This is a genomic window from Aeromonas sp. S8(2024), assembly GCF_041403085.1.
Lineage (GTDB): Bacteria > Pseudomonadota > Gammaproteobacteria > Enterobacterales > Aeromonadaceae > Aeromonas > Aeromonas dhakensis.
Genome location: NZ_JBGLRF010000002.1, coordinates 300,580 through 326,576, shown reverse-complemented (window position 1 = coordinate 326,576; position 25,997 = coordinate 300,580). Strand labels below are relative to the sequence as shown.

The window sequence follows — 25,997 nt, the reverse complement described above, 5'->3', positions numbered from 1 at the left end:
TCCCGCGGGAGCCCTCTTCATGACCTCTGCCATGTGGCAGACGACGCCTGGTAACCAGCCTCTTCACAAGCCGAGGGATGTGCATCACCCAAGGATGGCGCTCACTCTGCCGGCCACAGGGACAACAGCTGCAGCACGGCCCGATCGGCCTGCTCTGCGCTGGCAAAGTTGGCAAACCCCATCATCACCCCCCTTTGCTGCGCCGGGTTCATGTACCAGCTACTCAGGGCATGCAACGCCAGCCCATTGGCTTGGGCAACCTCGACCAGCTGCTGATCCGTCACGCCCCCGGCAACCTGCGCCAATAGCTGGATCCCGCCAGCCTGTGGCTGTACCCGCAACCGGTCGCCCAGGCGGGCTGCCAAGGCATCGACCAGATAGCCATGCCGCTCGGCATAGACTCTGCGCATCTTGCTCAGGTGGCGGGTAAAATGCCCCTGATCCATGAAGTCTGCCAGGGTGGCCTGCAGCACCGGATTACCCGCGCCGGGCAACTGCGCCACCAGCTCGCGAAAACGGGCGACCTGCGCCTCGGGCACCACCAGATAGGCCAGCCTAAGGCCGGGGTAGAGCACCTTGCTGAAGGTCCCCGTGTAGAGCACGCGCCCCTGATGATCCAGGCTCTTGAGGGGTGGCAAGGGCCGGCCGTGGTAGCGAAACTCGCTGTCATAGTCATCTTCGATGATCCAGGCGTTGCGCCGCTCCGCCCACTCCAGCAGCGCCAGTCGACGCGGCAAGCTGAGGGCCACCCCCATCGGGCTCTGGTGAGTGGGGGTGACCACCGCAAACCGGGCCTCGTCGGCGGTTTGCTCACCCTGGCTGACATCCATGCCGTGCATGTCGACGGGCACCGGGTGCAACCGCAGGCCCGCCTGCTGCAAAAACTGGCGCGCATGAAAATAGCCTGGCTCTTCAAACCAGCCCAGATCTCCCGCTCGCAGCAGGGCGCGGCACACCAGATCCAGCGCCCCCCGATAACCAACCGTGATGAATACCTGTTCGTGGCTGCAGCGGATCCCCCGCGAAATGCCCAGATAGGTGGCGATGGCGCGGCGCAGGGCCGGGTGCCCGGCCGGATCCGGCGTCACCATCTCCATATTGCGCAGATGCCGGGTGGCAAGCCGGGCCCAGCTCTTGCGCGGGAACAGATCCAGCGCGGGCACACCCAGCTGGAACGGCAGGATTTCGCTGTGAGGGATCCCCTGAACCGGCGCAGGTGCGGCGGCGGGTCGGGGAGAGGGTGGCGCCTCGACGAGCCTGTTCAGCCCGGCGGCAACCACAGTGCCCGCGGCACCGCGGGATATCAGATACCCTTCACCGATCAGCATCTGATAGGCCATTTCAACCGTGCCGCGCGCAAGGTTGAGTTCGCTTGCCAGGCTGCGCACCGAGGGTACACGGTCGCCAGCGTTCAAGGCTCCGCTCGCGATGGCATGGCAATAGCGCTGGTATATCTGCAGATAGAGTGGGGTTGCCTGCTCCCGGCTGAGGTTCAGATCCTGAATGTCCATGAGAAGGGTCCATGAAATATGGCTCTGTATTCTATCACTTCCGTTGCTTATCCATTATCCACTCCTGTTGGCATCACGATAGAAGAGCAGCATGACAATATTGATTGGCTGATAACACCCTGTACCATGAAAACATGGTATATGGCGCCATCACGGGAGTGCATTGGCTGACCGCTATTTGCTGATCAGCGTCAGCTTGTCAGTGGTAAAGGTGGTCGTACCGTGGCCATCTGTCACCGACTTTATTTCATCAGCTTCGGCATTGAATTTTTCGGCAGACAAGGTGACCTTGCCAGAATATTCCATGCCATCCTGGCTTTTTCTGACCGAATCGGCAGAGACAGTCACAGACTCATTATCATTTACCTTCAACATGACATTGCCGGTAAATTCCTGAACCGTTCTGGTTTTATCTGCAGATATTTCCATGGTCATGGCCGAGGAGGTAAATAAAAGTGAAAGAGACAGCAGCGCCGCCTTATTAACAGTGAACTCGAACACGACACACTCTCCTTGGTATAGCGCTATCAGTTGGCGTATTTTTTATACAAGCCTGCTCAATACGTCAAGATTAAAATCCATCGCCTCCCGCCCGTCTTTATATCACGCTATGGCCGAATTATCTCTGCCAGCCTGCCGGTTGTCGGCAATCAATAAAAGGGAGTCAAAAGAGATCTCATTACTCCCTGTTATCTGTATGGACTACTCCATATGACCATTCTTGTCCCTGTTACCCCTTGGCCGCTTTTTTTATCCTCACATTATCAACCTGGCACTCAGTTAAAGGGGAAATAAAACATATGCATTACCTGACCTCCTTGCTGAGATATTCCCTGGAATAGATTGGCCCACCTCTCTCCGGCCCCGATTGCTGGGAGCCGACTCTCGGTCACTGCGGCCGCTCGCTCATGGCGGCATGACGGGTTGCCCCGCGCAGGATATCGCGCCGCGGTTATCTGAATAGACCCGAATCAAGGTGGTTTTCCGCCCTATCAAGCAGGAATATCAGTATGTCCCTACCTTCCAGGATCGCGGACGAGAGCCGCGAGCACATCATGGTGCAGCGCCCTCACTCACTCTGTCTGCTCCCCCCGCTGGCCGCGCTCGGCTATCCGTTTCTGTTAGTGATCTTCAACAAATGGATCGACCAGAACGGCGCAGCCAGTCTGCTCGGCGCCCTGCTCTCGCTGCTGCTGGCCTTGGCCGTTCCCCTGGCGGGGCTGATCGTCGCCAATCGGCCCGGCATCGCCACAGGCATGCGTCGACTGGCTTACCTGAGCGTGGCGGCCCCCAGCCTCTATGTCCTGCTCGGAGTGGTGCAAACGCTGGTCGGCAGCCCGCTGCCCGATGTGCTGGTGTGGTCTCTGTTCTGGGTTGGCGCCATGCTGCTGGGGTGGGAGTCACACCAGACAGAGGCAGTGCAGGCCCGTCCCGTGAGCGGACTGGGACGCTGGCGCGTCGCCCATGGCATCAGCGCGCTGGTGCTCTGTTGTTATGTGATCTTTCATCTGGCCAATCATCTGACCGGGCTGGTCGGCCCCGAGCTTCATGCCCGGGTCATGGAGGCGGGTCGCACCGTCTACCGGGCCGGCGTTGTCGAACCCCTGCTGGTGGCGGCGTTTCTCTTCCAGGTCGGCTCAGGTCTCTACCTTGCCTGGCGCTGGAGCAGTACCCGACATAACTGGCTGACCACCTTCCAGATCGCCTCTGGCGTCTATCTGTCGGTGTTCGTGCTAGGGCACATGAACTCGGTGTTCATCTATGCCCGCAGCTTCCTCGGCATACCGACCGACTGGAGTTTTGCCACCGGTGGCGAGGCGGGCCTGCTGATGGATCCCTGGAATATTCGCCTGGTGCCCCACTACACCCTCGGCGTCTTCTTCGTACTGGCGCATCTGCTGGCCGGGTTGCGGGTGGTGCTCGCGGCCCACGGCGTGGCAACGAGCCGCATCAGGCTGCTGTGGTACACCGGACTGGCCGGCTCGGCAGCCCTCGCGCTGGCCATCATTGCCGGTATGGTGGGCGTCAGAATATAAGAAAGAAGAGATGTCAAATCATGGCTTGTGCCGCTTTAAATAGTATTGATGCCTGACCATGAAATATTTCACCGTTCATATTTCGTTGAAATAAATTCGATAAACGACCGGTCCTTTTCGCTTGAACCATCAGTCCAAAAGGAGTGTAGATAATGAAAAAGCATATATTTATGACGGCTTCCGCATTGGTAACCATGCTGACCAGTTATGCCACATTGGCGGACGTCAACTTATATGGCCCCGGCGGGCCGCACACCGCCTTGATCAAGGTGGGCAGCGCCTTTGAAGCGGAGACGGGGATCAAGGTGAACGTCCATTTCGGGCCGCAGGCGACCTGGAATGACGATGCCAGCAAAAACGCCGACATGCTGTTCGGCGCCTCCGAGCAATCGGCCCTGGCGATCGCCACCGACCATCAGCAGCAGTTCGACATCAACAAGATTACCCCGCTCTACCTGCGCCCGGCCATCATTCTGGTCAAGAAGGGCAACCCCAAGAATATCAAGGGGCTGGCCGATCTGACCAAACCGGGTATCGGCATAGTCGTGCCGGAGGGTGCCGGGGTCAGCAACACCTCGGGAACCGGGGTGTGGGAAGACATGATAGGTCGCACCGGTGACATCAAGCTGGTCGCCGATTTTCGAAACAACATAGTGCAATACACCCCCAACAGCGGCAGCGCCCGCAAGGCGTTCCAGGAAGATCCCCGTGTCGATGCCTGGATAACCTGGATTGACTGGGCCAGGAGCAACCCGGACGTGGGCGACGTGGTGGCGATTGAAGAACAGCTGGTGGTATATCGGGATGTGAACATCGTCCTTAACAAGAATCCGAGCCAGGATGCGGTACGTTTCGCCGAATATTTGAAAGGGGGAAAATCAAAGCAGATTTTTCAGCAGCTGGGCTGGTCCGATAAATTTTAATGACAAGAGAATGATGACCTTCTGATGACTATTATTGCATGCCAGTGCAGGGACGCATTGGCATCTATTACCCCATAAACAGGATGGTCTGATTCATCAGATATTTATTTTGGCAATGCCGACTCTTGCTTAATAAATATGAAGCCTTAATTCATCGAGCGGATAAATTTGAATATTGACAATCACAACGGCGAGACATTACTCATATTAGTGTTCCATCACATATTTTTCTTGCCGCAACATTGATTCACCCCAGCGCAGGATCAGCGAATTCACCGTCACAGGTCAGTGACACAGATTGCCACAAGGAAGGGCACAGCACGCTTTCGCTCCCCCGGGGCAAGGCCCGGTCTCTTTTGTCGTTTGCGTACCCACGCCGACTGTGCAACCAAGGTTTGAGAATGAAACACGACATGCTAACGACGGACGCCAACAGCGCCGTTGCCTCCGTGGTTTATCGCACCAGCGAAGTGATCGCCATCTATCCCATCACCCCCAGCTCCGCCATGGCCGAGCAGTCGTCGGCCTGGGCAAGCCAGGGCAGTGCCAACCTGTGGGGGGATGTGCCACGGGTGGTGGAGATGCAGTCGGAGGGGGGCGCCATCGCCACCGTCCACGGTGCCCTGCAGACCGGAGCACTGGCGACCTCGTTCACCTCGTCCCAGGGGCTGCTGCTGATGATCCCCAACCTCTACAAGCTGGCGGGCCAGCTCATTCCCTTCGTGCTGCACGTGGCGGCGCGCACCGTGGCGACCCACGCCTTGTCGATCTTCGGTGACCACTCGGACGTGATGGCGGTGCGCCAGACCGGCTGCGCCCTGCTCTGTGCCAGCAATGTGCAAGAAGCCCAGGACTTCGCCCTCATCTCCCAAATAGCCAGCCTCAACAGCCGGCTCCCTTTCATCCACTTCTTCGACGGTTTTCGCACCTCCCACGAGATAGCCAAGATAGTGCCGCTGGCTGACGACACCCTGCGCGCCCTGCTGCCCGCCGAGGCGATCCGGGCCCATCGGGAGCGGGCGCTGACCCCCGACAAGCCGGTCATTCGCGGCACCGCCGCCAACCCGGACACCTACTTCCAGTGTCGGGAGGCGAGCAACCCCTGGTATGACGAGGGCTATCGCCACGTGAGCGAGGCGATGGACGCCTTCGGCGCGCAGACCGGCCGTCACTACCGGCCGTTCGAATACCTGGGTCACCCAGAGGCCGAGCGGGTGCTGGTGCTGATGGGGTCCGCCATCGGTACCTGCGAGGAGGTGATCGAACATCTGCTGGCCCAAGGGGAGAGGGTGGGGCTGGTGAAGGTGCGCCTCTACCGCCCCTTCTCGGCCGCGCACCTGCTGGCGGTCATTCCCGCGAGCGCCAGCAAGATAGCGGTGCTGGATCGCACCAAGGAGCCGGGCGCCCAGGCCGAGCCACTCTATCTGGACGTGATGGCGGCACTGGCCGAGGCGGTCAGCCGGGGTGCGCGGGCCAGCCTGCCGCGGGTCATCGGCGGACGCTATGGCCTCTCTTCCAAGGAGTTCGGCCCGGCCTGCGTGCAGGCGGTGTTTGACGAGCTGGCGCTGGCTAACCCACGCCCGCGCTTTACCGTCGGCATCTTTGACGACATCACCGGCCTCTCCCTGCCGCTGCCGACCTCAGTGCCCCCGGCCAGCCACCTCAAGCTGGAGGCGCTGTTCTACGGCCTTGGCAGCGACGGTACCGTGTCGGCGGCCAAGAACAGTATCAAGATCCTCGGCAACCACACCGAGCTCTACCCCCAGGGCTACTTCGTCTACGACTCCAAGAAGGCGGGTGGCCTCACCGTCTCCCACCTGCGGGTGGGAACGCGGCCGTTGCAGTCGGCCTACCTGGTGGAGGAGGCAGACTTCGTCGGCTGCCACCAGTGGCAGTTCATCGACCTTTACCAGATGGCGGAGCGGCTCAAGACGGGGGGCATCTTCCTGCTCAACAGCCCCTATGGTGCGGCCGAGCTCTGGGGCCGCCTCCCCCTCGAGGTGCAACATGCCCTGCGCGAGAAGGGGGCCCGTCTCTACACCATCAACGCCGCCAAGATTGCCCGCGACTGCCAACTCGGCCAGCGCATCAACACCGTCATGCAGATGGCCTTCTTCCAGCTCACCGCCATCCTGCCACTGGATGAGGCCATCCGGCTGCTAAAACAGGCCATCGCCAACAGCTACGGCAGCAAGGGGCAGGCGCTGGTCGAGCGCAACTGGCAGGCCCTCGCCGCCACCTGTGAGGCGCTGACTCAGGTGCCCCTCGGCGAGATGGAGGCCGGCAGTCGGCCCCGCCCGCCAGTGGTCTCCCCCAAGGCGCCTGACTTCGTGCAGACCGTCACCGCCGCCATGCTGGCGGGGCTTGGCGACAGCCTGCCGGTCTCCGCCTTCCCGCCAGACGGCACCTGGCCGGTGGGCACCACCCGCTGGGAGAAGCGCAACATCGCCAAGGAGGTGCCCATCTGGCAGGCAGACCTCTGCACCCAGTGCAACTACTGCGTGGCGGCCTGCCCCCACTCGGCCATCCGCGCCAAGGTGGTTGACAAGGCGGCCATGGCCGATGCCCCCGCCACCCTGGATGCATTGGATGTGAAGGCCCGCGACATGCGCGGTCAACAGTACGTGCTGCAGGTGGCGCCGGAGGATTGCACCGGCTGCAACCTCTGCGTCGAGGTGTGCCCGGCCAAGGATCGTGCCGAGCCGAGCCGCAAGGCGATCAACATGGAATCGCGGCTGGATCACCTCGAGGCCCAGAAGGCCAACTACGACTTCTTCCTGGACTTGCCCGAGCGCAGCGCCGAGCAGCTGGAGCGCATCGACATCCGCACCTCCCAGCTCATCTCGCCGCTGTTTGAATACTCGGGCGCCTGTTCCGGCTGCGGCGAGACCCCCTATATCAAGCTGCTGACCCAGCTCTACGGGGACAGGTTGCTCATCGCCAACGCCACCGGCTGCTCGTCGATTTATGGCGGCAACCTGCCCAGCACTCCCTATACCACCAATGCGGACGGGCGCGGGCCGGCCTGGGCCAACTCCCTGTTCGAAGACAACGCCGAATTTGGCTTGGGCTTTCGGCTCACCGTGGATCAGCATCGCGAGCGGGTGCGCCGCCTGTTGGCGAGCCTGGGGGACGCCGTCCCGGCCGAACTGCAACAGGGGCTGCAGGACGCCAGCCTGCCGGTCGCCGAGCAGCGGGCCCATATCGCGCAGCTGCGCGCACTGCTGGAGGGGCGCACCGACGCCGCGGCCCGGGAGCTGGCCCGCGATGCGGACTACCTGGTGGAGAAATCGGTCTGGCTCATCGGCGGGGACGGCTGGGCCTACGACATCGGCTACGGCGGGCTGGATCACGTGCTGAGCCTGGGGGAGAACATCAACGTACTGGTGCTCGACACCCAGTGCTACTCCAACACCGGCGGCCAGCAGTCCAAGGCCACCCCGCTCGGCGCCATCACCAAGTTTGGCGAGCAGGGCAAGCGCAAGGGGCGCAAGGATCTCGGTGCCAACGTGATGATGTACGGTCACGTCTACGTGGCGCAGATCTCCCTCGGCGCCCAGATGAACCAGACGGTGAAGGCGATCCAGGAGGCGGAGGCCTACCCAGGTCCGTCGCTCATCATCGCCTACAGCCCCTGCGAGGAGCACGGCTACGATCTGGCCCAGAGCCACGAGCAGATGAAGCAGCTGACCGCCACCGGCTTCTGGCCGCTCTATCGCTACGATCCGCGCCGCAAGGAAGAGGGCAAGGCGCCGCTGGCGCTCGACTCCCGCGCCCCCAGCGCGTCGCTGGCCGACACCTTGCAGCAGGAGCCCCGCTTCGAGCGCCTCACTCGTCAGCTGCCGGAGGTGGCCAGCCGGCTCTATGAGGAGGCGCAGGAGGATGCCCACCGCCGCTTCGCCTGGCTGAGCCAGCTGGCCGGCAAAGAGGCGCCGGCGCAGGAGTAAGCGCTCAAGTTGCCACCAATAAAGAGGGCTCCCCACGGGGAGCCCTCTTTTTACCGGCTGGCAGCCATCAGGCAGGCATGTCGGCCAGCTCGTGGCGCTTCAACGCCAGCAGGGTGACCAGCAGGGCGGCACTGGCGATCAGCGCCATGCCGATATAGGTGGCGCTGAAGCCGGGCGCCAGCTCGACCGGGCTCAGGCTGGCCAGGTTGTGGCTGCTGCCCGCTGGCAGGGCGGAGTGGAACAGCACAGCGCAGATGGCCACCCCGACCGCGCCCCCCAGCTCGCGGCCGAAGTTGAACAGCGACATGCCGATGCCGCGATCTTCCCGCGGCAGGGCGTTTTGCACCACCACCGAGAGCGCGGGCAGCACCAGGCCAAGGCCGATGCCGGCAAACGCCAGTCCCAGCCTGATCCAGACGTCGAAGTGGATCTGCCACAGGGCCAGCGCCGCCAGGGCGAACCCCACCACCACGAAACGCTTGTAGTAGCCGGTGTGGCCGATCAGCTTGCCGCCGACGAAGGCCCCCGCCGTGATGCAGACCATGAAGATCACCATGATCTCGCCGCTGTCGCTGGCGCTCATCCCCTTCTGCCACTGCATCTGCAGCGGCAGGTAGACCAGCACGGCGAACATCAGCAGTTGCGAGGCCAGCGCCAGCAGCACGCTCACCAGATAACCGGGCTGACGCGCCAGGTGGGCCGGCAGGATGGGGTCATGGGCCCGCCGCTCGATCAGCACCAGCAACAGCAGGGCCACCACCAGCGCGGCCGCGAGCCAGATGGCGGGCAGCGCCGCCTCCGGCGAGAGCAGCAACAGGGTGAGAGTGGTGACAGTGATGAGCAGCGCCGCCCCCTTCCAGTCGAAGCGGCTGTGACGACGCACATTGAGGTGGCCCAGGTTGCGGTTCACCAGCCAGAGGGCGATGGCCCCGAGTGGCAGGTTGATCCAGAAGATCCAGCGCCAGCTGAGCTGCTCGGTAAAATAACCGCCGAGCAAGGGGCCGGCAATGCTGGAAACCGCGTAGACCGCCGAGATGTAGCCCTGATACTTGCCCACCTCCCGCGGCGGTATGCTGTCGGCGATGACGGTGAAGGCGAGCGCGATCAGGCCGCCGCCTCCCAGCCCCTGCAGCACCCGGGCGGCCAGCAGGGTCGGCAGATCCTGGGCCAGGCCGCAGGCCACCGAGCCGGCCAGAAACAGGCCTATACCGATGTTGAGCATGCGCACACGACCGAACATGTCGCTCAGTTTGCCGTAGATGGGCAGGGCGGCGGTGGCCGCCAGCAGGTAGGCGGTGACCACCCAGGTGAGGGCGGCGCCGGCATTGAGCTCGGCCCCTATGATGGGCAGCGGGGTGGTGACTATGCTCTTTTCCAGTGAACCCAGCGCGATCACCAGGGCCACGCTCGAGAAGATGGTTTTGGGGGACATAAGACGGGCTCGCTCCTTTGTTGCTCCAGCGTCTGCGGCGCAGAACTTGTTATTGTCTCATACATCACTGGCGGATGACCAAAACCGGGCGCCCGTGCCGGCAAGCATGACCCCGGTCGCGGCAATGTGCCCCCCGCTCTGGTAGGCTGCCCTTTTACCCCGAGAGGAAGCAGCCCCATGTCCGAGCAGTTCCGGTTTGAGCAGTACGACGCCCTTATTTTCGATATGGATGGCACCCTGGTGGACTCCATGCCGCGCCACCTGGATGCCTGGGAAGCCACCAGCGCCGAGTTCGGCCTGCCCTTCGATCGCGCCCAGCTCAACGAGTACGGCGGCATTCCCACCCGCAAGATCGTCGCCATCCTGGCCGAACAGCACGGCCTGAGCATAGACGTGGAGGCCTTCACCCACCGCAAGGTGGCCCTCTACATGGAGCATATCCAGCAAGTGAGCGTCTTTCCTACCATGTGGGAGCTGGTCAGGCGCTGCCACGGCAAGGTCCCCATGGGTATCGGCACGGGCTCGCCGCGCAATCAGGCGGAGTCGATCCTCAAAAGCACCGGGCTCGATGCCTATATCCAGGTGGTGGTGAGCGCCGACGACGTGGTCAACCACAAGCCCCACCCCGACACCTTCCTGCAAGTGGCCGAGCAGCTGGGGGCCAACCCCGCCAACTGCCTGGTGTTCGAAGACACCCAGATCGGCCTGCAGGCGGGCCGCGCCGCCGGAATGGAGACGGTACTGGTGCTGGAGGGGGAGCTCTACCAGCGCTAGGCCACACAACCCTCGCGGTCACCAATGAAAACGCCTCCGCAAAGGAGGCGATTCTATATCTCGAACCATTAGCTGGATGTTCTCAAGGCCATGTGATGCGGATGATACCTAGACCTGTACACACTATTTTCATTAAGTCACTGACCGCTTATTATTGGTGACCCTATCCTGAATCAGATAGAGAAACTGATTTTAAGTACTCATAATCGCATCTCAGTGCGCTTCTTTTCAACTCAGCTGGTTTCTCTTCCTTGGCTGCAACACTAGTAACCACCCCTAGCAAGCTGATACGAAAGCGCCTGGCATCATCACGGTTATTCTTATTTTCCTGAACAATGCCATTGACAAGATCTCTGATACCAGGTCAAGTGCTGGAAACATGCTCAGCAGATAATCGGCAAGATAAGATTGTGAGCAATCTTGACATACATAACTTTTCTGCCGGTTTGTCGGATATCTTCAAGAAAAATACGAAAAATGCCCTTCATGATTGATAACTCAAGATAACATTTCCATCACCTGTTCTCGGGTATGGGTGTAGTGACGTTTATTAGCAAACCGCATTTCCTTTAGCGTTGGAATATCCAACAAGGAAGCCAGATCTCCATCTTCAATGGTTGTGTCCCCTATAAAGATGAGACTCTCCAATGATTGACTGTGTGCGAGTGGCCTCAAAGATTTAACTGTCCCACAGTCAGTCAATACAACCACTTTGAGGTTTTTTAGCCCACTCAGCATGGCTATATCATAAACTCTTTTACAGTTTTCAATTTCTACAATCTCTATATGCTGACACTTATCTATGCCAGAAATATCTTCTAACCTGGGGCAATCGACCAAATCCAGAGTAGATAATGAACTAAGTTCTTCTATTCCTGACAATGTTCTGATTTTTTTGGAGGTTAGTTGTAGGCATCTTAATAAAGACATTCTATTAAGTTCTGCCAAGTCTTCTGACGGATAATTAACAATATTTAGCAGATTCAATTCATCACAAGAGAAAATCGTCTTCGCTTTAGGCCTCCACAGCGCCTTAAATACTTTTAATTTCTTTAGCATGGAAAAGTCAGGGGCCTTCGTAAAATCACATTGCAATCCCAAATATTCAAGATTACTGATAGACTCTAAAGGAGTGATATCCTTAACCCCCCAAGAATAAATTTCAACACCAGAGAGACACGTCAAATCACTAATAAATGAAATGTCATTTCCACTCCAGCCAGCGGATTGACTTAAACGGAGTACTGAAATATTTTCTTTATCGATTATTGATGTAAAACTATCCGACCAAGGAGCTGTCAACACAAGGCAACGTCCCATTCCATTTTCAACCTCATCGATAAAGTACTTGTCATTATTTATCAAGTAATTAGCTCCTATTTTGGCCAATGGGGGAAACGTTGTTTGATATATTTTAGAGAAATGGGCAAGCATACCACTAATGGTTATTAATACGACATCCCTCCAACTACTCTTTATCTATTTCCTACATAAAACCCTGCAACAGCAGCATACTGGTTACAGTCTAGCCAACTTTCACACTCATTTTAATAACCGTAGGGATTAAAAAATATGGTTATTGAAAGTTCAACAAATCCTAATCAATCATAATAGCCATTTTCAAAGACAATAATACTTTCAGCAGGTAATGATGTGTTGTCATCCGCATCAGGAGCGTATGCGCCAATACCCAACACATGGGATGTTAGTGAGTCAGACTCTACTTCTAGATCTTTGTCTTTATCTGAAAGTAACTTTATCAAATCCTTGAAATAAATTTTTAGCAAGTCCTTTTTTTCGAACTCTGGAACCGCTGGTTCAGTAAACTCTAGCGCCTCCAAAACTCCAGAGGAATTGTAATATGCAAACACTCCTAAATTCTCAAAGTAATCACATGGGAACACAGACTCCTCCGTTCTTTTAAAAGAATCAAATACTTCCCCTAATAATAATCTCACTTGTTCAGGAGTCATACCAAACTTGATTTGTCCTGCCCCCACAAAGGGGATGATTAAAAATCTCATAAAATACCCTCAGTTAAAAATCAGTCATAGGCTACAGACACAGTTCAGCATTTAGTTTTATCATCATCTGTTTAATGGATTATCATTTTTCAATGATGCATATAAAATGACTCTATTCATTCCTTTGGGCAAGCGCTTAGCCCGACAGGGCACTACACCACAGCAATAATTTGACCGTATTTAACCCAAAATAAAAACGCCCCAGGCGGGGCGTTGTTTTCATGGCGGCCATTACATGGCGTTGGTGGATTCGAAGATCTTGTCGGCCGACGCCTCGACGAAGCCCGGGTAGAGCACGCCGTCGGCCTGTGGGTAGCGCAGGGCGAATTCGTAGAAGCAGCTCGGGATGGTGCGTACACCGTCGCTGAAGGCCACGTCCGCCTTGTCGGCCATGGTGGAGGATTGCTCCAGCATCACCTGCGGGTCCCCTTTCACCTCGCCGCCCACGCTGTTGAGCACGAAGCCGGCCGCCTTCAGAGCAGCGTTCACCTGCTCTATGGTGTCGAAATCCCGCAGGCGGTTGATGTTGACGGTGAAGTGGTTGGCGCGATAACCCCAGGCTGCCATCCAGGCCGCATACTCGCTTTCGGCCAGCAGAGTCTGGTAGTCGGCATAGGAGACCTGCCAGGGGGCACCGGCATAGAGGAAGGCGGCGGTATCGGTCAGATGATCGGGCACCTGATCCACCAGCTTGTGGATGATGGCCTGAGCGCCTTCGGAGAGCTCCTCAACCTTCAGCTCGCTGATGAACACCTTGGGAGCGTCCGGATCCTTGTGCTCGAAGTGCTTGGCGTAGAGCTTCTTGGCCTTGAACACGTACTCGCCCTTCTGCTCGTAGCCGAGCGCCAGGAAGTGGGCTGCCAGCTTCTCCAGCCCCAGCTTGGGCAGGTTGTAGGTACGAAACGCCACGTGATCGTTGACGATGGGTTCACCGCCCCCCAGCAGGGTGTGCACCTTGTGGGCACTCGGGGTCACCTTGATGTAGTTGTCCCACAGATGACTGAACAGGGTGTCGATATCCTTTTGCATCTCTCTTTCCTTTGATTGCGGGTACAGACAGGGGCACCCTGAGGTGCCCCCTTTTCGTTGTTGTCAGAAGCTCAGGCCGGGAGACAGCTGATCCGGCATGCTCGCCTTGCTGTCTTCGACGGATGCGACCGGATACGCACAGTAGTCGGCGGCGTAGTAGGCGCTCGCCCTGTGGTTGCCGGAGGCGCCGATGCCGCCGAACGGGGCGGCACTGGAGGCGCCGGTGATGGGCTTGTTCCAGTTGACTATGCCGGCACGAATGCGCTTGAAGAAGTGGTTCCAGTCCGCCTCGCTGTCGCCGAGCAGGCCGGCCGAGAGGCCGAAGCTGGTGGCGTTCGCCTTCTCGATGGCGGCATCGAAGTCGTCGTAGCGAATGAGCTGCAGCAGCGGGCCGAAGTACTCTTCATCCGGCAACGCGCTGACCGCAGTCACGTCTATGATGCCCGGGGAGACGAAGCCGGTGCCCGCTTCCAGGTGCTTGAGAGTGAGCAGGCTCTCGCCACCGAGGCGCTGCAGGTTGGCTTGCGCCTCGACCATGCCGAGCGCTGCCTTCTCACTGATCATGGCGCCCATGAACGGCTGCTCGGCGGCGTCATAGAGGCCGACCTTGATCTGGCCGACCACCTCCACCAGGCGCTTGACCAGAGCATCGCCCCGCGCACCGCGCTCGACAAACAGGCGGCGCGAGCAGGTGCAGCGCTGGCCCGAGGTGATGAAGGCGGACTGCACGATGGCATGGACGGCGCCATCGATGTCGCTCACCTCTTTCACGATCAGCGGGTTGTTGCCACCCATCTCCAGGGCCAGGATCTTGCCCGGCTGGCCGGCAAACTGCTGGTGCAGGAAGTGGCCGGTGCGGGACGAACCGGTGAAGAAGAGGCCGTCGATATCCGGGTTGCCGGCCAGCGCCTTGCCGGTGTCCACCTCGCCCTGCACCAGATTGAGCACGCCCTTGGGCAGTCCCGCCTCCTGCCACACCTTGACCATGGCCTCGGCGACCATGGGGGTCAGCTCGGAGGGTTTGAACACCACGGTATTGCCGGCGATCAGCGCCGGCACGATGTGGCCGTTGGGCAGGTGGCCCGGGAAGTTGTAGGGGCCGAACACGGCGACAACGCCGTGGGGTTTGTGACGCACGAACGCCCTGGCGCCCGGCATGGGGTTCTCCACCGTGCCGGTTCGCTCGTCATGGGCGCGGATGGAGATGGCAATCTTGCCCTGCATGGCGGCGACCTCGGTGCGAGTCTCCCACAGCGGCTTGCCGGTCTCGCGGGCGATGGTCAGCGCCAGCGCCTCCTTGTGCTCGCCAAGCAGGTCGGCGTAGCGGCGCACGATGGCCAGACGATCGTCGAGGGCCAGATCGGACCAATGATAGAAGGCTTGGCGGGCGGCCTTGACGGCGGCATCCACCTGGGCGGCGCTGGCGGCCTCCCCTTGCCAGATCACCTGATTCTTGGCCGGATCCTTTGATTCGAACTGCTTGCCTTCACCGGCCAGCCACTGACCGTCGATAAACTGCACTAAATGAGTCATCCAATCACTCCCTGTGGTATGCAGGCAGCCGAGGCTGCCTGTTTCATATTCGGTTTCGTCGCCAGCCGGATCAGTCGAGATCGACGGCGCGCACCATGTCGCCATCCTGCACCTTGAGCGCCGCCGCCATCTTGGGCGGAATGATGGCCTCGTGCTTGTCCAGATCGACCCGGATGTTGCCGTAGCAGGCGCGGTAGTGCTCGTAGCGGGTGTTGCAGATCAGGTGGGTCTTGCCGCCGATGGGCTCGCCCACCAGTACCCGCAGCTTCTGGCTGCGGCGCACGCTGCGAATGTTCTTCACGTCGCACTCGACGGTGGGGCCGGCATCGAAGATGTCGACATAGCCGCGATTCACGAACCCTTCGTCCTGCAGCATCTTGATGGCCGGGCGGGTCTTCTCGTGGGTCTGACCGATGACGGCGCGCGCCTCGTTGCTCAGCAGATTGACGTAGATGGGGTACTTGGGCATCAGCTCGGCGATGAAGCGCTTCTTGCCAATGCCGGTGAGATAGTCGACGGTGGGAAAATCCATCGAGAAGAAATGCTTTTGCAGCCACTCGTAGAAGGGGCTGTGACCATCGCCATCGGAGACGCCGCGCATCTCGGCGAAGACGGTTTCGTCAAACAGCTCGGGGTGTTCGGCCATGAACAGAAAGCGGTGCTTGGAGAGCAGACGGCCGTTGAGCCCCTCGCGGGCGCATTCGCGCAGAAACAGGGTGCAGAGCTCGGAATTGCCGGTGTAGTCGTTGGAGAGGGTGAGCGTCTCCACCACGTTGTAGATGCCGAGCTTGGGGGAAGAGTGCACCACCTTGCCGATGTGATAGTTGTAGAACGGCTGGGACAGGCCCACGGCCGCATCGATGGCGCAGGTACCGACCATTTCGCCGGTCTCCAGATCCTCGGCGACGAAGAAATAGAGGCAGTCACCCTTGCCCGCAGGCTTGTCCGAGAAGGTCTGGGTGGAGGCGTCTATCTTGCGCTGCAGCAGTTCATCGTTGACGGGCAACGAGGTCATGCCGGTGCCGGATTCGATGGCACAGGTCTTGAGACCGGCAAAATCTTTTTGCTCGATGGGACGGATAACCAACATAAATGACAACTCCCTTTCATTGACGACAGGTGGGGGCCCGGCTCCTGCCGGGCGGGTTCCCCACCTCAATTTGGATCAGGCGTTAACCACCTGGGCAACCGCTTTCTCGAACCGGGCCAGCCCTTCCTTGATGTCCGCTTCCGGAATAACCAGGGACGGCGCGAAGCGCACCACGTTGGTGCCGGCAACCAGCGCCATCAGGCCCTGATCGATGGAGGCCAGCAGGAAGTCGCGGGAACGTCCCTTGTAGTCATCGTTCAGCACGGCGCCCAGCAGCAGCCCCTTGCCACGCACTTCGCTGAAGCAGTGGTACTTGGCGTTGATGGCTTCCAGCCCTTCGCGGAACAGCTGCTCGCGCTGCTTGATGCCGCTCAGCACTTCCGGGGTGTTGATCACGTCGATCACCGCCTCGGCCACCGCACAGGCCAGCGGGTTGCCGCCGTAGGTAGAGCCGTGAGTACCCACTTTCAGGTGGGAGGCGATCTCGGTGGTGGTCAGCATGGCGCCGATGGGGAAGCCGCCGCCCAGCGCCTTGGCGCTGGTGAGGATGTCCGGCGTGACACCCAGACCCATGTAGGCAAACAGATCGCCGGTACGGCCGACGCCAGATTGCACTTCGTCATAGATCAGCAGGGCGTTGTGTTTGTCGCACAGCTCGCGCACCCCTTTGGCAAACTCGTCGGTGGGACGAATGATGCCACCCTCGCCCTGCAGCGGCTCCATCACCACGGCGCAGGTATTGTCGGAGATGACCTCGGCCAGTGCGGCCAGATCGTTGTAAGCCACGTGGGTGATGTCAGCGGGCTTGGGACCGAAACCATCGGAGTAGGCCGCCTGACCGCCGACGCTGACGGTAAAGAAGGTACGACCGTGGAAACCCTGATGGAAGGCGATGATCTGGGTCTTGTGGGCGCCGAACTTCTCGATGGCGTAGCGACGGGCCAGCTTGAGAGCGGCTTCGTTGGCTTCGGCACCGGAGTTGCAGAAATAGACCTTGTCGGCGAAGGTAGCGGCGACCAGCTTCTTGGCCAGGCGCAGAGCCGGCTCGTTGGTCATCACGTTGGAGAGGTGCCACAGCTTCTCGCCCTGGGTTTTCAGGGCCTCTACCAGCTTGGGATGGCAATGGCCCAGGCCATTGACGGCGATCCCGCCGGCGAAGTCCACATACTCACGGCCTTCCTGATCCCAGACACGTGACCCTTCACCACGCACCGGGATGATCTTGGCGGGCGCATAGTTGGGAACCATCACTTCATCAAACACTTCACGTGTCACTGCCAACAACTCTGACATATTGCTCTCCTTCGATCTGGCGACAGAATAATCCACCGCCCAAAAGTTAAATCCATGTAAACACATCGGCATTGTCACAGAAAAAAAGCTAAAAGTCTGCAACAAAGCGCGTTACAGGGAACAATGTTCGATTGCCCGTGAGATTTTAGGCAACCGCATTGCATAACGGCTCAGGGGGTGTTGGCAAGAGATAATTTGGACAGGGAGGCAGGTGAATAAAGTGTCAGGGAAAATATTTTTGGCCTCATCACGATTTTGAGAGGCCGATCACGACTTGTCAGGAATTTGCCAGAAAATTGGCCAGCAATTGATGGCCCTGTTCGCTCAAAATGCTCTCCGGATGGAACTGAACCCCCTCTATATTCAACTGCTTATGGCGCAGGCCCATGATCTCGTCCGGGCTGCCGTCGGCATGTTCGCTCCAGGCGGTGATCTCGAGACAATCGGGCAGGGTGTCGCGCTCCACGATGAGCGAATGGTAACGAGTTACCCGCAACGGGTCGTTGAGCCCCTTGAAGACTCCCTCCCCCCGATGGCGAATGAGCGAGGTCTTGCCGTGCATCACCTGACGGGCACGCACCACCTGGGCGCCAAAGGCTTGCGCCAGGGACTGGTGGCCGAGACAGACGCCGAGGATGGGAAGCTGGCCGGCAAAACGGGAGATGGCCGCCAGAGAGATGCCCGCCTCGTTTGGCGTGCAGGGGCCGGGAGAGATCACCAGATAACGGGGAGAGAGCCGGGCGATGGCGTCCAGCGTCAGCTCGTCATTGCGCTTCACCACCACCTCCTGTCCCAGGGCGCCAAAATATTGCACCAGATTCCAGGTAAAGGAGTCGTAGTTATCGATCAACAACAGCATGGGTCAACCAGGGCAGAGAATTAACGATCCAGATAGCGGCCCTGCTCCATCTCGCGCTCGCGCTGGCACTCGGCCAGGTAGATGGCGGCGGCGATGGCGGGGATTTTGTGGTGCTTGTCGATGGCGTTGGAGACCATCAGTTGCAGGGTATGCAGGTTCTTGGCCTTGCGGAACTTGCGCAGCCAGTGACCCTTGTCACCCAACTCTTCAATCGTGGTATTTGATTCGACAGACATGCTAACTCTTGGGGCAGACGCCCGCGTTTGAAATTGGAAGATGAAAACAACGAATAGCAGGTCGGGTAAAACAAAGAAAGCCAGGCAAATACCCAGCTCTCTTCTACTACACCTTCCCAGTATGTCAGGCTCGAGGAACGAAGCCGACTACATCATATACGCTGGCCAGGGTTTTTTCAGCCCTTTCCCGCGCCTTTTGTGCACCTGCCGCCAAAATGGCCTGCAGATGAGCCTCATCCTGACGCAGCTCGTGGAAGCGCGCCTGGATCGGCTCCAGCAAGGCAACCACGGCCTCGGCGGTTTCGGTCTTGAGGTGACCGTACATCTTGCCTTCGAAATGCTGTTCCAGCTCGGGGATGGAGCGACCTGTCACCCCGGACATCAGGGTCAGCAGGTTGGAGACCCCCGGCTTGTTCTCCGGATCGAAACGCACCACCGCCGGCTCGTCGGAGTCGGTCACCGCGCGCTTGATCTTCTTGACGATCTGCTTGGGATCTTCCAGCAGGCCGATGAAGTTGGCCTCGTTGTCGTCCGACTTGGACATCTTCTTGGTCGGATCCTGCAGGCTCATCACCCGGGCGCCTTCGGTCGGGATGAAGGGCTCCGGCAGGGTGAACACCTCGCCGTAGAGGTTGTTGAAGCGGGTGCAGATGTCGCGGGTCAGCTCCAGGTGCTGCTTCTGGTCGTTGCCCACCGGCACCTGATTGGCCTGATAGAGCAGAATGTCGGCCGCCATCAGCACCGGATAACCGAACAGGCCGACGTTGACGTTGTTCTCGAAACGGGCGGACTTGTCCTTGAACTGGGTCATGCGCGACAGCTCGCCCATCTGGGTGTAGCAGTTCAGGATCCAGCCGAGCTCCGCGTGCTGCGGCACGTGGGACTGGATGAAGACGGTGCTCTTGGCCGGATCGATGCCCACCGCCAGATAGAGGGCGGCGGCGTCCAGGCAGGCCTTGCGCAGGGCGGCCGGATCCTGGCGGGTGGTGATGGCGTGCAGATCGACGATGCAGTAGAGGCAGTCGAAGTCATCCTGCATGTTGACCCACTGACGCAGGGCCCCCATGTAGTTGCCGATGGTCAGCTGGCCCGACGGTTGGGCCCCGCTCAATACGATAGGTTTAGTCATCAGAGTGTTGATCCTTGTTATTCGGCCTGCCTGGCCAGCTTATTCGGCCAGCAGCGCGTCGAGCTGGGCAAACTGTTCGCATACCCAGTCCGGGCGGGAATCTGCGATGGGACGACCGTAGTTGTAGCCGTAGGTCAGCCCCACCACCTTCATGCCGGCGGCCTGGGCGGCCAGCACGTCATTTTCGGAGTCGCCCACCATCAGGGTGCGCGACGGGCTGACGCCCAGCTCGTGACAGGCCAGCAGCAGCGGTTCCGGGCTCGGTTTCTTGACCGGCACGCAGTTGCCCCCCAGCCAGAGCGCGAAGCAATCGGCGATGCCGAGGGCATCGAGGATCGGCTGCACGAAGTGGCTCGGTTTGTTGGTCACGATCCCCTGCCGGTAGCCCAGCGCCTGCAGGCGGCGCAGGCTCTGCTCAACCCCGTCATACATGGCCAGCCCTTCCAGCAGGCAGGCCTGATAGTGACGGTCAAACAGCGGACGGGCGCTGGCAAACAGCTCGGGCGCCGCGCGATAGTCCAGCGCCCGCTGGATCAGCTTGTCGGCACCGTTGCCGACCCAGGTCCGCACCACGGCCTCGTCGGCCTCGGCCAGCCCGAGCTCGGTCAGCGTACGGTTGACCGCCAGCGCCAGTTGCGGGGCGCTGTCGATCAGGGTGCCGTCCAGATCGAACAGCACCAGGTCAAAATCACGTTCAGCGTTTGACATGAGAGAGCTCCGCCCGCATCTCGTCGATCACCGCCTTGTAGTCCGGGCGGCTGAAGATGGCAGACCCGGCCACGAACATGTCGGCGCCAGCCTGGGCAATTTCACGGATGTTCTCCACCTTGACCCCGCCGTCGATCTCGAGACGGATGTCACGGCCGCTCTCGTCGATCAGGCGGCGCACCTGGCGCAGCTTGTCGAGGGTGCCAGGAATGAAGCTCTGGCCACCGAAGCCCGGGTTGACCGACATCAGCAGGATCACGTCCAGCTTGTCCATCACGTATTCCAGGCAGGTGAGCGGGGTGGCCGGGTTCAGCACCAGACCGGCCTGGCAGCCCTGCTCCTTGATGAGGCCCAGGGAGCGGTCGACGTGGTCGGACGCTTCCGGGTGGAAGGTGATGAGGGAGGCACCGGCCTTGGCAAAATCGGGAATGATGCGATCCACCGGCTTGACCATCAGGTGCACGTCGATGGGCGCCTCGATGCCGTAGTCACGCAGGGCCTGACAGACCATGGGGCCTATGGTCAGGTTGGGCACATAATGGTTGTCCATCACGTCGAAATGGACCACGTCGGCACCGGCGGCCAGCACCTTGGCGACATCGTCCCCCAGACGGGCAAAGTCGGCGGAGAGGATCGAGGGGGCAATCAGAAAGTCTTTCATCAGCGTCATCCATTGGCAGCGTGGCAGAAAAAGCGGCGCAATTTTACCGCAAACGAGCGCCGAAAACGACCCGCACAGAGTATGGAAAAAGCGAACGTCATCATCACTGCAAGCGAGCGCCGAAAACGACCCGCACACGGTATGGAAAAAGCGGACACCATCATCACCGCAAACGAGCGCCGAAAACGACCCGCACACGGTATGGAAAAGCGAATGCCATCATCACCGCAAACGGACGCCGAAAACGACCCGCTCACGGTACGGAAAAAGCGGACACCATCATCACCGCAAACGAGCGCCGAAAACGACCCGCACGCGGTATGGAAAAAGCGGACGCCATCATCACCGCAAACGAGCACCGAAAGCGACCCGCACAGGGTATGGAAAAAGCGGACACCATCATCACCACAAATGGATGCCGAAAACGACCCGCACACGGTATAGAAAAAGCGAATGCCATCATCACCCGCGGGAGAGATAAAAAACGGCACCCAAGGTGCCGTCTGTCTCAGCCGAGTGGCGCCAGTTCAGCGTCGCTCGGGTAGTAGCCCTGCTCCGGCTCGATGCCGGGCGGATAGAGCGCCAGCAACTCGGCTACCTTGTTGCGGGTGCCACCGTTGCGGCTGATGGTGCGCTTGACCAGGATCTCGTCGAGACGGGCGCCGCGATAGAGTTCGCGGGTCAGCTCGATGTCGTGGTTGCTGATGAGAACAGGCACCCCTTTGCGGGCCGCGGTGTGGCGGGCCAGCCTGGCCAGCACGGCCTGATCGTCCAGGGTAAAGCCGCCGGCCGAATAGGTGGTGAAGCTTGCGGTGGTGGAGAGCGGCGCATAGGGCGGATCGCAATAGATGACCCAATCCTCTTCGGCGCGCTGGATGGCGTCGGCATAACTTTCACAGATGAAGGTCGCCTTCTGCGCCTTCTCGGCGAAGGCCCACAGCTCTTTTTCCGGGAAATAGGGTTTCTTGTAGGAACCGAACGGGACGTTGAAGCCCCCTTTCTTGTTGTAACGGCACAGGCCGTTGAAACCGTGCCGGTTCAGAAACAGGAACAACAGAGCACGCTCGAAACTGGTATCGGCCTGATTGAACTGGGTTCGCAGCCGGTAGTAGGCCGCCTTGTGGTTGTGCTCGGCCACGAACAGCTTGCGCGCCTCGGCGATGAAGCTGTCCGGCGTCTGCTTGAGGTGGTTGTAAAGCCCGATCAGATCCGGATTGATGTCGTTGAGCACATAGGCGTCGTAGTCGGTGTTGAGAAACACGGACCCGGCCCCGACGAAGGGCTCCAGCAACACACGCCCGGCCGGCAAACGCTCGGCAATCTCTTCAACCAGGGAGTATTTTCCCCCGGCCCATTTTAAAAAAGCGCGTGTTTTTTTCATGGAAATCCGGTGTTAAGAAGGCATTGACCAAAAAAGGGGGACGATTCTACCCCCTTCCCGGCCAAAATGGCTATTGCTTCAACTCTTTTTGTACCTGCGCAAACGACTTGGGCCAGGGTTGACCCTTCAGCAAGGCGGGCGACAGCTTGCGAATGGCGGCCTTGGCCTGGTTGCTGCTGGCGTAGTCCCCCTGCAGCACCACGTACCAGGGACTGCCGCGGAACTGGGTCTGATAGACCCAGATCTTGCCGGCAAGGCCATTCTCGGCCACGAACTTGTCGACCGCCTTGGTGTTGCTCGCCCCCATCAGCTGGATGCTGTAGTGGCTGCGCGGCTTCTTGTTCAGAGTGGCGGCGGGAGTCAGCGCCACCTTGGGTGCAGGAGTCGCCAGCGGCTCGGCGGCAGCCGGTTTGACCACCGGCTTGCTGGTAGCCTGCGCTGACTGAGCCTTGGCGGCTGTTACTGGCTGGGCAGCCTGGGCGGTGGCATTGGGTATGGCCGCCTGCTTGGCTGGCGCATCCTGGGTGGCTGCCGCCCGGGAATCGGCACCGGTCAGCTCATCCACCACCGCCGTGGGCAGGGCCCCGCTGACGTTGGGCTGCTTCATCAGCTTCTCGACCACCTCGTCGGAGATCACCACCCGGCGCCCCTCGTAGTTGGTCGATTCGGTGGTAACCGTGTCGCTCTCCACCGCCTTGGGCAAGGCCTTGGCATCGGGCTGCCAGTCACGAACCACACCACCCTGATTGGTGGCGGCACCATCATTGTTCACACTCTGATTGCCGTTCTGGCTACTGTTGCTGCCGCCGACGGTGAGCGGATCGCCACCCGACACGGGGATCGGCAGCGCCGTGCTCTGGGCGGGTTCAGACACGGCCCCTTTGTCGTCACTGCTGAACAGGGCCGGCAGCAGATAACTCAGGGCCAACAGGCCGCCGGCAACCAGTGCCAGCAGGGTCGCAATCTTCTTGACGGGCAACTCGGCCTGACGTTTCTTGGGCCTTCTGTCGGTCATGATATCCTCCAGTAACTGCATGATGGTGGACGGATGTCCATTCGCCACTTTCAGGATCTCTTCCACTTTCGGCTTGGGCAAGAGGGCTGTCGGGATCTTGAGCTCTTTGGCCTTCTCATACAAGAAGATGCGTTGTTCGGGGGCGCTCAGCGGCGCGACTTCCAGCTCCAGTGCCGGCATGGCACGCCCTTTGAGCAACGCCTTCTGGGTGCGACACCAGCCGTCACTGCCGGACACCATGATCGCCAGCTGATGGGGCACAGCCAGGGTGTCGTTGTGGCGGCACAGACTCCACAGCTCGCCAACCAGTTCGGCCGGCAGCTCGTCTGCCCGTTCGATCAGCAGCAGCAGGGTGGCCGGTTTGCCCTCCAGCATGCGAAAGAAGCTGTCTGCCAGCGCATCCTGTGGATTGAACAGCGGGCGGGCCACCACCTGGGGCAGCAACAACTGGCGCACGTCCACCATCTTCATGGCCGGACTGCCGATCAGGCTGGCGACGCGGACTTTTTCAGGCAGGCTATCGAGCATGGCCTGACACAAGGTGCCGCGACCACTGCCGGGTTTGCCGGAAAGAAAAATGAAAGGATGATTGAATTCAATCAGATGCAGCAGCCGGTCAACCAGCTGCCGCTGGGAAGGAAGCTTCAGCAGTTTATTTGTCACGACCAGACTCGATCACCGCCAGCAGTTCAGCATCGGAGACATCGGCCACTACCTGGGCATGACCGATGCCAACCGGCAGCACCAGACGCAGTTTGCCTTCCAGCACCTTCTTGTCGCGACGCATGTGGCGAATGAAGGCGGCAAAATCCATCTCGGGCGGTGCCTGTACCGGCAGATTGGCCGCCAGCAGCAGTGCCCGGATACGGGCTACGTCCTGCTCGGTCACATCGCCACGGGCCTGTGCGGTCCAGGCAGCCAGCATGGTGCCCGCCGCCACGGCCTCGCCGTGCAGCCAGTTGCCGTAGCCCTTTTCGGCTTCGATGGCATGGCCGAAGGTATGACCCAGGTTGAGCAGGGCACGCACGCCATGCTCGGTTTCGTCCTGACCGACCACATCGGCCTTGATTTCGCAGCAGCGACGGATGGCATAGGCCAGCGCGGCCGGCTCCTGCGCCTGCAGACGGAACATGTTGGCTTCGAGCCAGCAGAAGAATTCGACATCCCAGATGATGCCGTACTTGATCACCTCGGCCATGCCGGCGGCGAATTCACGGGCAGGCAGGGTCTGAAGGCACTCGGTGTCGATGACCACGTGTCTGGGCTGATAGAAGGCCCCGATCATGTTCTTGCCGAGAGGATGGTTGACGGCGGTCTTGCCGCCGACGGAGGAGTCAACCTGGGAGAGCAGTGTGGTAGGCACTTGAATGAAAGGAATGCCACGCTGGTAGCTTGCCGCAGCAAAGCCGACCACGTCGCCTATCACACCGCCCCCCAGGGCGATCAGAGTGGTATCACGGCCATGGTTGGTTTCCAGCAGAGCGGACATGATCCGCTCGAAGGTTGCCAGGTTCTTGTAGGCCTCGCCATCCGGCAGGATCAGGTGTTCAACCTGATAACCGGACAGCAGCTGGGTAATGCGCTCAAGATACAAGGGGGCGACAACGATGTTGGTCACTATCATGACCCGCTTGCCCTTGATGGTTTGCGTCAGCACCTCTGCATGCTGCAACAGACCTGCCGCTATCTCGATGGGATAGCTGCGTTCACCCAGTTCGACCTTCAACCTTTCCATGGACGTCCTCTTGATTACATGCCGATCAACTTGACGATTTGATTGGCAACAACTTTTGCGCTCTGGTCATCAGTCTGGATGACAAAGTCAGCCACTTCTTCGTACAGGGCGTTGCGCTCTTGCGCCAGACGCTCGAGTACTTCGCGCGGCGGCTCTTCGGTTTGCAGCAGCGGGCGACGTTTGTCACGTTGCGTCCGGGCCAGCTGCTTCTCAATGGTGGTCTCGAGGTACACCACGATGCCGCGAGCAGAGAGTTTGTTGCGTGTTTCACGGCTCTTGATGGCACCGCCACCCGTTGCCAGCACGATACCCTGCTGTTCGGAAAGGTCACCAATGACCTTCTCTTCGCGGATCCGGAAACCCTCTTCGCCTTCAACATCGAACACCCAGCCGATATCGGCACCACTGCGGCGCTCAATCTCATGATCTGAGTCGAAAAACTCCATATGCAGTTGTTCTGCCAGATGTCTACCTATGGTGCTCTTGCCCGCACCCATGGGACCTATCAGGAAAATATTGCGTTTCTCAGCCATGTCTTTTCGTTAGTAATTACAAACTGTACGACCCCGACAAACTCTCGATCGGGGTACCTATGAACCTTATCTTGCGATGGATCAGGAGGGGGATTATCTCAATAGAAATCAGGACTGGCAACCGCAGCCCTTACGCCCCAGCCTCATT

Annotated in this window: 23 protein-coding genes; 5 read left to right on the top strand and 18 right to left on the bottom strand. The window is 59.7% G+C overall.

Annotation, left to right across the window (positions count from 1 at the left end):
• Positions 1–101 precede the first annotated feature (101 nt).
• Together ACB031_RS06105 and ACB031_RS06100 are read right to left on the bottom strand one after the other, a co-directional pair.
• Positions 102–1,511, bottom strand: coding sequence for a PLP-dependent aminotransferase family protein (locus tag ACB031_RS06105; protein ID WP_371139198.1), 1,410 nt, complete (start codon positions 1,509–1,511; stop codon positions 102–104).
• Positions 1,512–1,685: 174 nt separating this feature from the next.
• The gene (locus tag ACB031_RS06100) at positions 1,686–2,012 is read right to left on the bottom strand and encodes a hypothetical protein (RefSeq protein ID WP_019839678.1); all 327 of its coding nucleotides are present in this window, start codon (positions 2,010–2,012) and stop codon (positions 1,686–1,688) included.
• Positions 2,013–2,521: 509 nt separating this feature from the next.
• Here ACB031_RS06100 and ACB031_RS06095 point away from each other — a divergent pair.
• From ACB031_RS06095 to nifJ, 3 genes are all read left to right on the top strand, one after another.
• Positions 2,522–3,547: a hypothetical protein gene (locus ACB031_RS06095; protein ID WP_371139197.1), complete on the top strand. Its 1,026-nt coding sequence runs from the start codon at positions 2,522–2,524 to the stop codon at positions 3,545–3,547.
• A 152-nt stretch (positions 3,548–3,699) separates the two neighbouring features.
• On the top strand, positions 3,700–4,470 hold the full coding sequence (locus tag ACB031_RS06090; protein WP_282100317.1) for a substrate-binding domain-containing protein: 771 nt from the start codon (positions 3,700–3,702) through the stop codon (positions 4,468–4,470).
• A 413-nt stretch (positions 4,471–4,883) separates the two neighbouring features.
• Positions 4,884–8,417 carry a pyruvate:ferredoxin (flavodoxin) oxidoreductase gene (nifJ, locus tag ACB031_RS06085; RefSeq protein ID WP_216973246.1) on the top strand — a complete coding sequence of 1,178 codons (3,534 nt, stop codon included), beginning with the start codon at positions 4,884–4,886 and terminating at the stop codon, positions 8,415–8,417.
• A gap of 67 nt (positions 8,418–8,484) precedes the next feature.
• Here the strand turns inward: nifJ and ACB031_RS06080 are convergent, their stop codons facing one another.
• Positions 8,485–9,849: an MDR family MFS transporter gene (locus ACB031_RS06080; protein WP_005298417.1), complete on the bottom strand. Its 1,365-nt coding sequence runs from the start codon at positions 9,847–9,849 to the stop codon at positions 8,485–8,487.
• A 177-nt stretch (positions 9,850–10,026) separates the two neighbouring features.
• Between ACB031_RS06080 and ACB031_RS06075 the strand changes: the two genes are divergently transcribed.
• Positions 10,027–10,623, top strand: coding sequence for an HAD family hydrolase (locus ACB031_RS06075; RefSeq protein ID WP_371139196.1), 597 nt, complete (start codon positions 10,027–10,029; stop codon positions 10,621–10,623).
• A 498-nt stretch (positions 10,624–11,121) separates the two neighbouring features.
• Here the strand turns inward: ACB031_RS06075 and ACB031_RS06070 are convergent, their stop codons facing one another.
• From ACB031_RS06070 to rpe, 11 genes are all read right to left on the bottom strand, one after another.
• Positions 11,122–11,988: a hypothetical protein gene (locus ACB031_RS06070; RefSeq protein ID WP_371139195.1), complete on the bottom strand. Its 867-nt coding sequence runs from the start codon at positions 11,986–11,988 to the stop codon at positions 11,122–11,124.
• 236 nt (positions 11,989–12,224) lie between these two features.
• Positions 12,225–12,647: a hypothetical protein gene (locus ACB031_RS06065; protein WP_201891798.1), complete on the bottom strand. Its 423-nt coding sequence runs from the start codon at positions 12,645–12,647 to the stop codon at positions 12,225–12,227.
• A gap of 231 nt (positions 12,648–12,878) precedes the next feature.
• Complete coding sequence (locus tag ACB031_RS06060; RefSeq protein ID WP_005298414.1) at positions 12,879–13,676, bottom strand: DUF1338 domain-containing protein; 798 nt, start codon at positions 13,674–13,676, stop codon at positions 12,879–12,881.
• Positions 13,677–13,739: 63 nt separating this feature from the next.
• On the bottom strand, positions 13,740–15,209 hold the full coding sequence (astD, locus tag ACB031_RS06055) for a succinylglutamate-semialdehyde dehydrogenase (RefSeq protein ID WP_371139194.1): 1,470 nt from the start codon (positions 15,207–15,209) through the stop codon (positions 13,740–13,742).
• A 70-nt stretch (positions 15,210–15,279) separates the two neighbouring features.
• On the bottom strand, positions 15,280–16,299 hold the full coding sequence (gene astA, locus ACB031_RS06050) for an arginine N-succinyltransferase (protein WP_005298408.1): 1,020 nt from the start codon (positions 16,297–16,299) through the stop codon (positions 15,280–15,282).
• A gap of 75 nt (positions 16,300–16,374) precedes the next feature.
• Positions 16,375–17,592: an aspartate aminotransferase family protein gene (locus tag ACB031_RS06045; protein ID WP_010633203.1), complete on the bottom strand. Its 1,218-nt coding sequence runs from the start codon at positions 17,590–17,592 to the stop codon at positions 16,375–16,377.
• Between the two features lie 277 nt (positions 17,593–17,869).
• Positions 17,870–18,451 carry an aminodeoxychorismate synthase component II gene (locus tag ACB031_RS06040; protein ID WP_371139193.1) on the bottom strand — a complete coding sequence of 194 codons (582 nt, stop codon included), beginning with the start codon at positions 18,449–18,451 and terminating at the stop codon, positions 17,870–17,872.
• A gap of 20 nt (positions 18,452–18,471) precedes the next feature.
• Complete coding sequence (locus ACB031_RS06035; RefSeq protein ID WP_005298403.1) at positions 18,472–18,687, bottom strand: hypothetical protein; 216 nt, start codon at positions 18,685–18,687, stop codon at positions 18,472–18,474.
• Positions 18,688–18,811: 124 nt separating this feature from the next.
• Positions 18,812–19,816, bottom strand: coding sequence for a tryptophan--tRNA ligase (trpS, locus tag ACB031_RS06030; RefSeq protein ID WP_005298400.1), 1,005 nt, complete (start codon positions 19,814–19,816; stop codon positions 18,812–18,814).
• A gap of 39 nt (positions 19,817–19,855) precedes the next feature.
• A complete protein-coding gene (locus ACB031_RS06025) occupies positions 19,856–20,524 on the bottom strand; it encodes a phosphoglycolate phosphatase (RefSeq protein ID WP_005298398.1) in 669 nt (222 codons plus the stop codon).
• Complete coding sequence (rpe, locus tag ACB031_RS06020; RefSeq protein ID WP_010633199.1) at positions 20,511–21,185, bottom strand: ribulose-phosphate 3-epimerase; 675 nt, start codon at positions 21,183–21,185, stop codon at positions 20,511–20,513. The genes ACB031_RS06025 and rpe overlap by 14 nt, the downstream gene beginning before the upstream one ends.
• An 81-nt stretch (positions 21,186–21,266) precedes the next feature.
• Here rpe and ACB031_RS06015 point away from each other — a divergent pair, with 81 nt between their 5' ends.
• Positions 21,267–21,629, top strand: a complete 363-nt coding sequence (locus ACB031_RS06015) for a hypothetical protein (RefSeq protein WP_371139192.1) — start codon at positions 21,267–21,269, stop codon at positions 21,627–21,629.
• Between the two features lie 64 nt (positions 21,630–21,693).
• Here ACB031_RS06015 and ACB031_RS06010 read toward each other — a convergent pair whose 3' ends face one another.
• The 4 genes from ACB031_RS06010 to aroK all read right to left on the bottom strand — a co-directional run bounded on the left by ACB031_RS06010 (position 21,694) and on the right by aroK (position 25,849).
• The gene (locus tag ACB031_RS06010) at positions 21,694–22,566 is read right to left on the bottom strand and encodes a Dam family site-specific DNA-(adenine-N6)-methyltransferase (protein WP_017765003.1); all 873 of its coding nucleotides are present in this window, start codon (positions 22,564–22,566) and stop codon (positions 21,694–21,696) included.
• Between the two features lie 70 nt (positions 22,567–22,636).
• The gene (locus tag ACB031_RS06005; protein ID WP_371139191.1) at positions 22,637–24,244 is read right to left on the bottom strand and encodes an SPOR domain-containing protein; all 1,608 of its coding nucleotides are present in this window, start codon (positions 24,242–24,244) and stop codon (positions 22,637–22,639) included.
• Positions 24,234–25,316, bottom strand: a complete 1,083-nt coding sequence (aroB, locus tag ACB031_RS06000; RefSeq protein WP_017765001.1) for a 3-dehydroquinate synthase — start codon at positions 25,314–25,316, stop codon at positions 24,234–24,236. Before aroB ends, ACB031_RS06005 begins: the two co-directional genes overlap by 11 nt.
• Positions 25,317–25,330: 14 nt before the next feature.
• Entirely contained in the window at positions 25,331–25,849 is a 519-nt protein-coding gene (gene aroK / locus ACB031_RS05995; protein ID WP_005298388.1) for a shikimate kinase AroK, read from the bottom strand.
• Between the last annotated feature and the right edge of the window lie 148 nt (positions 25,850–25,997).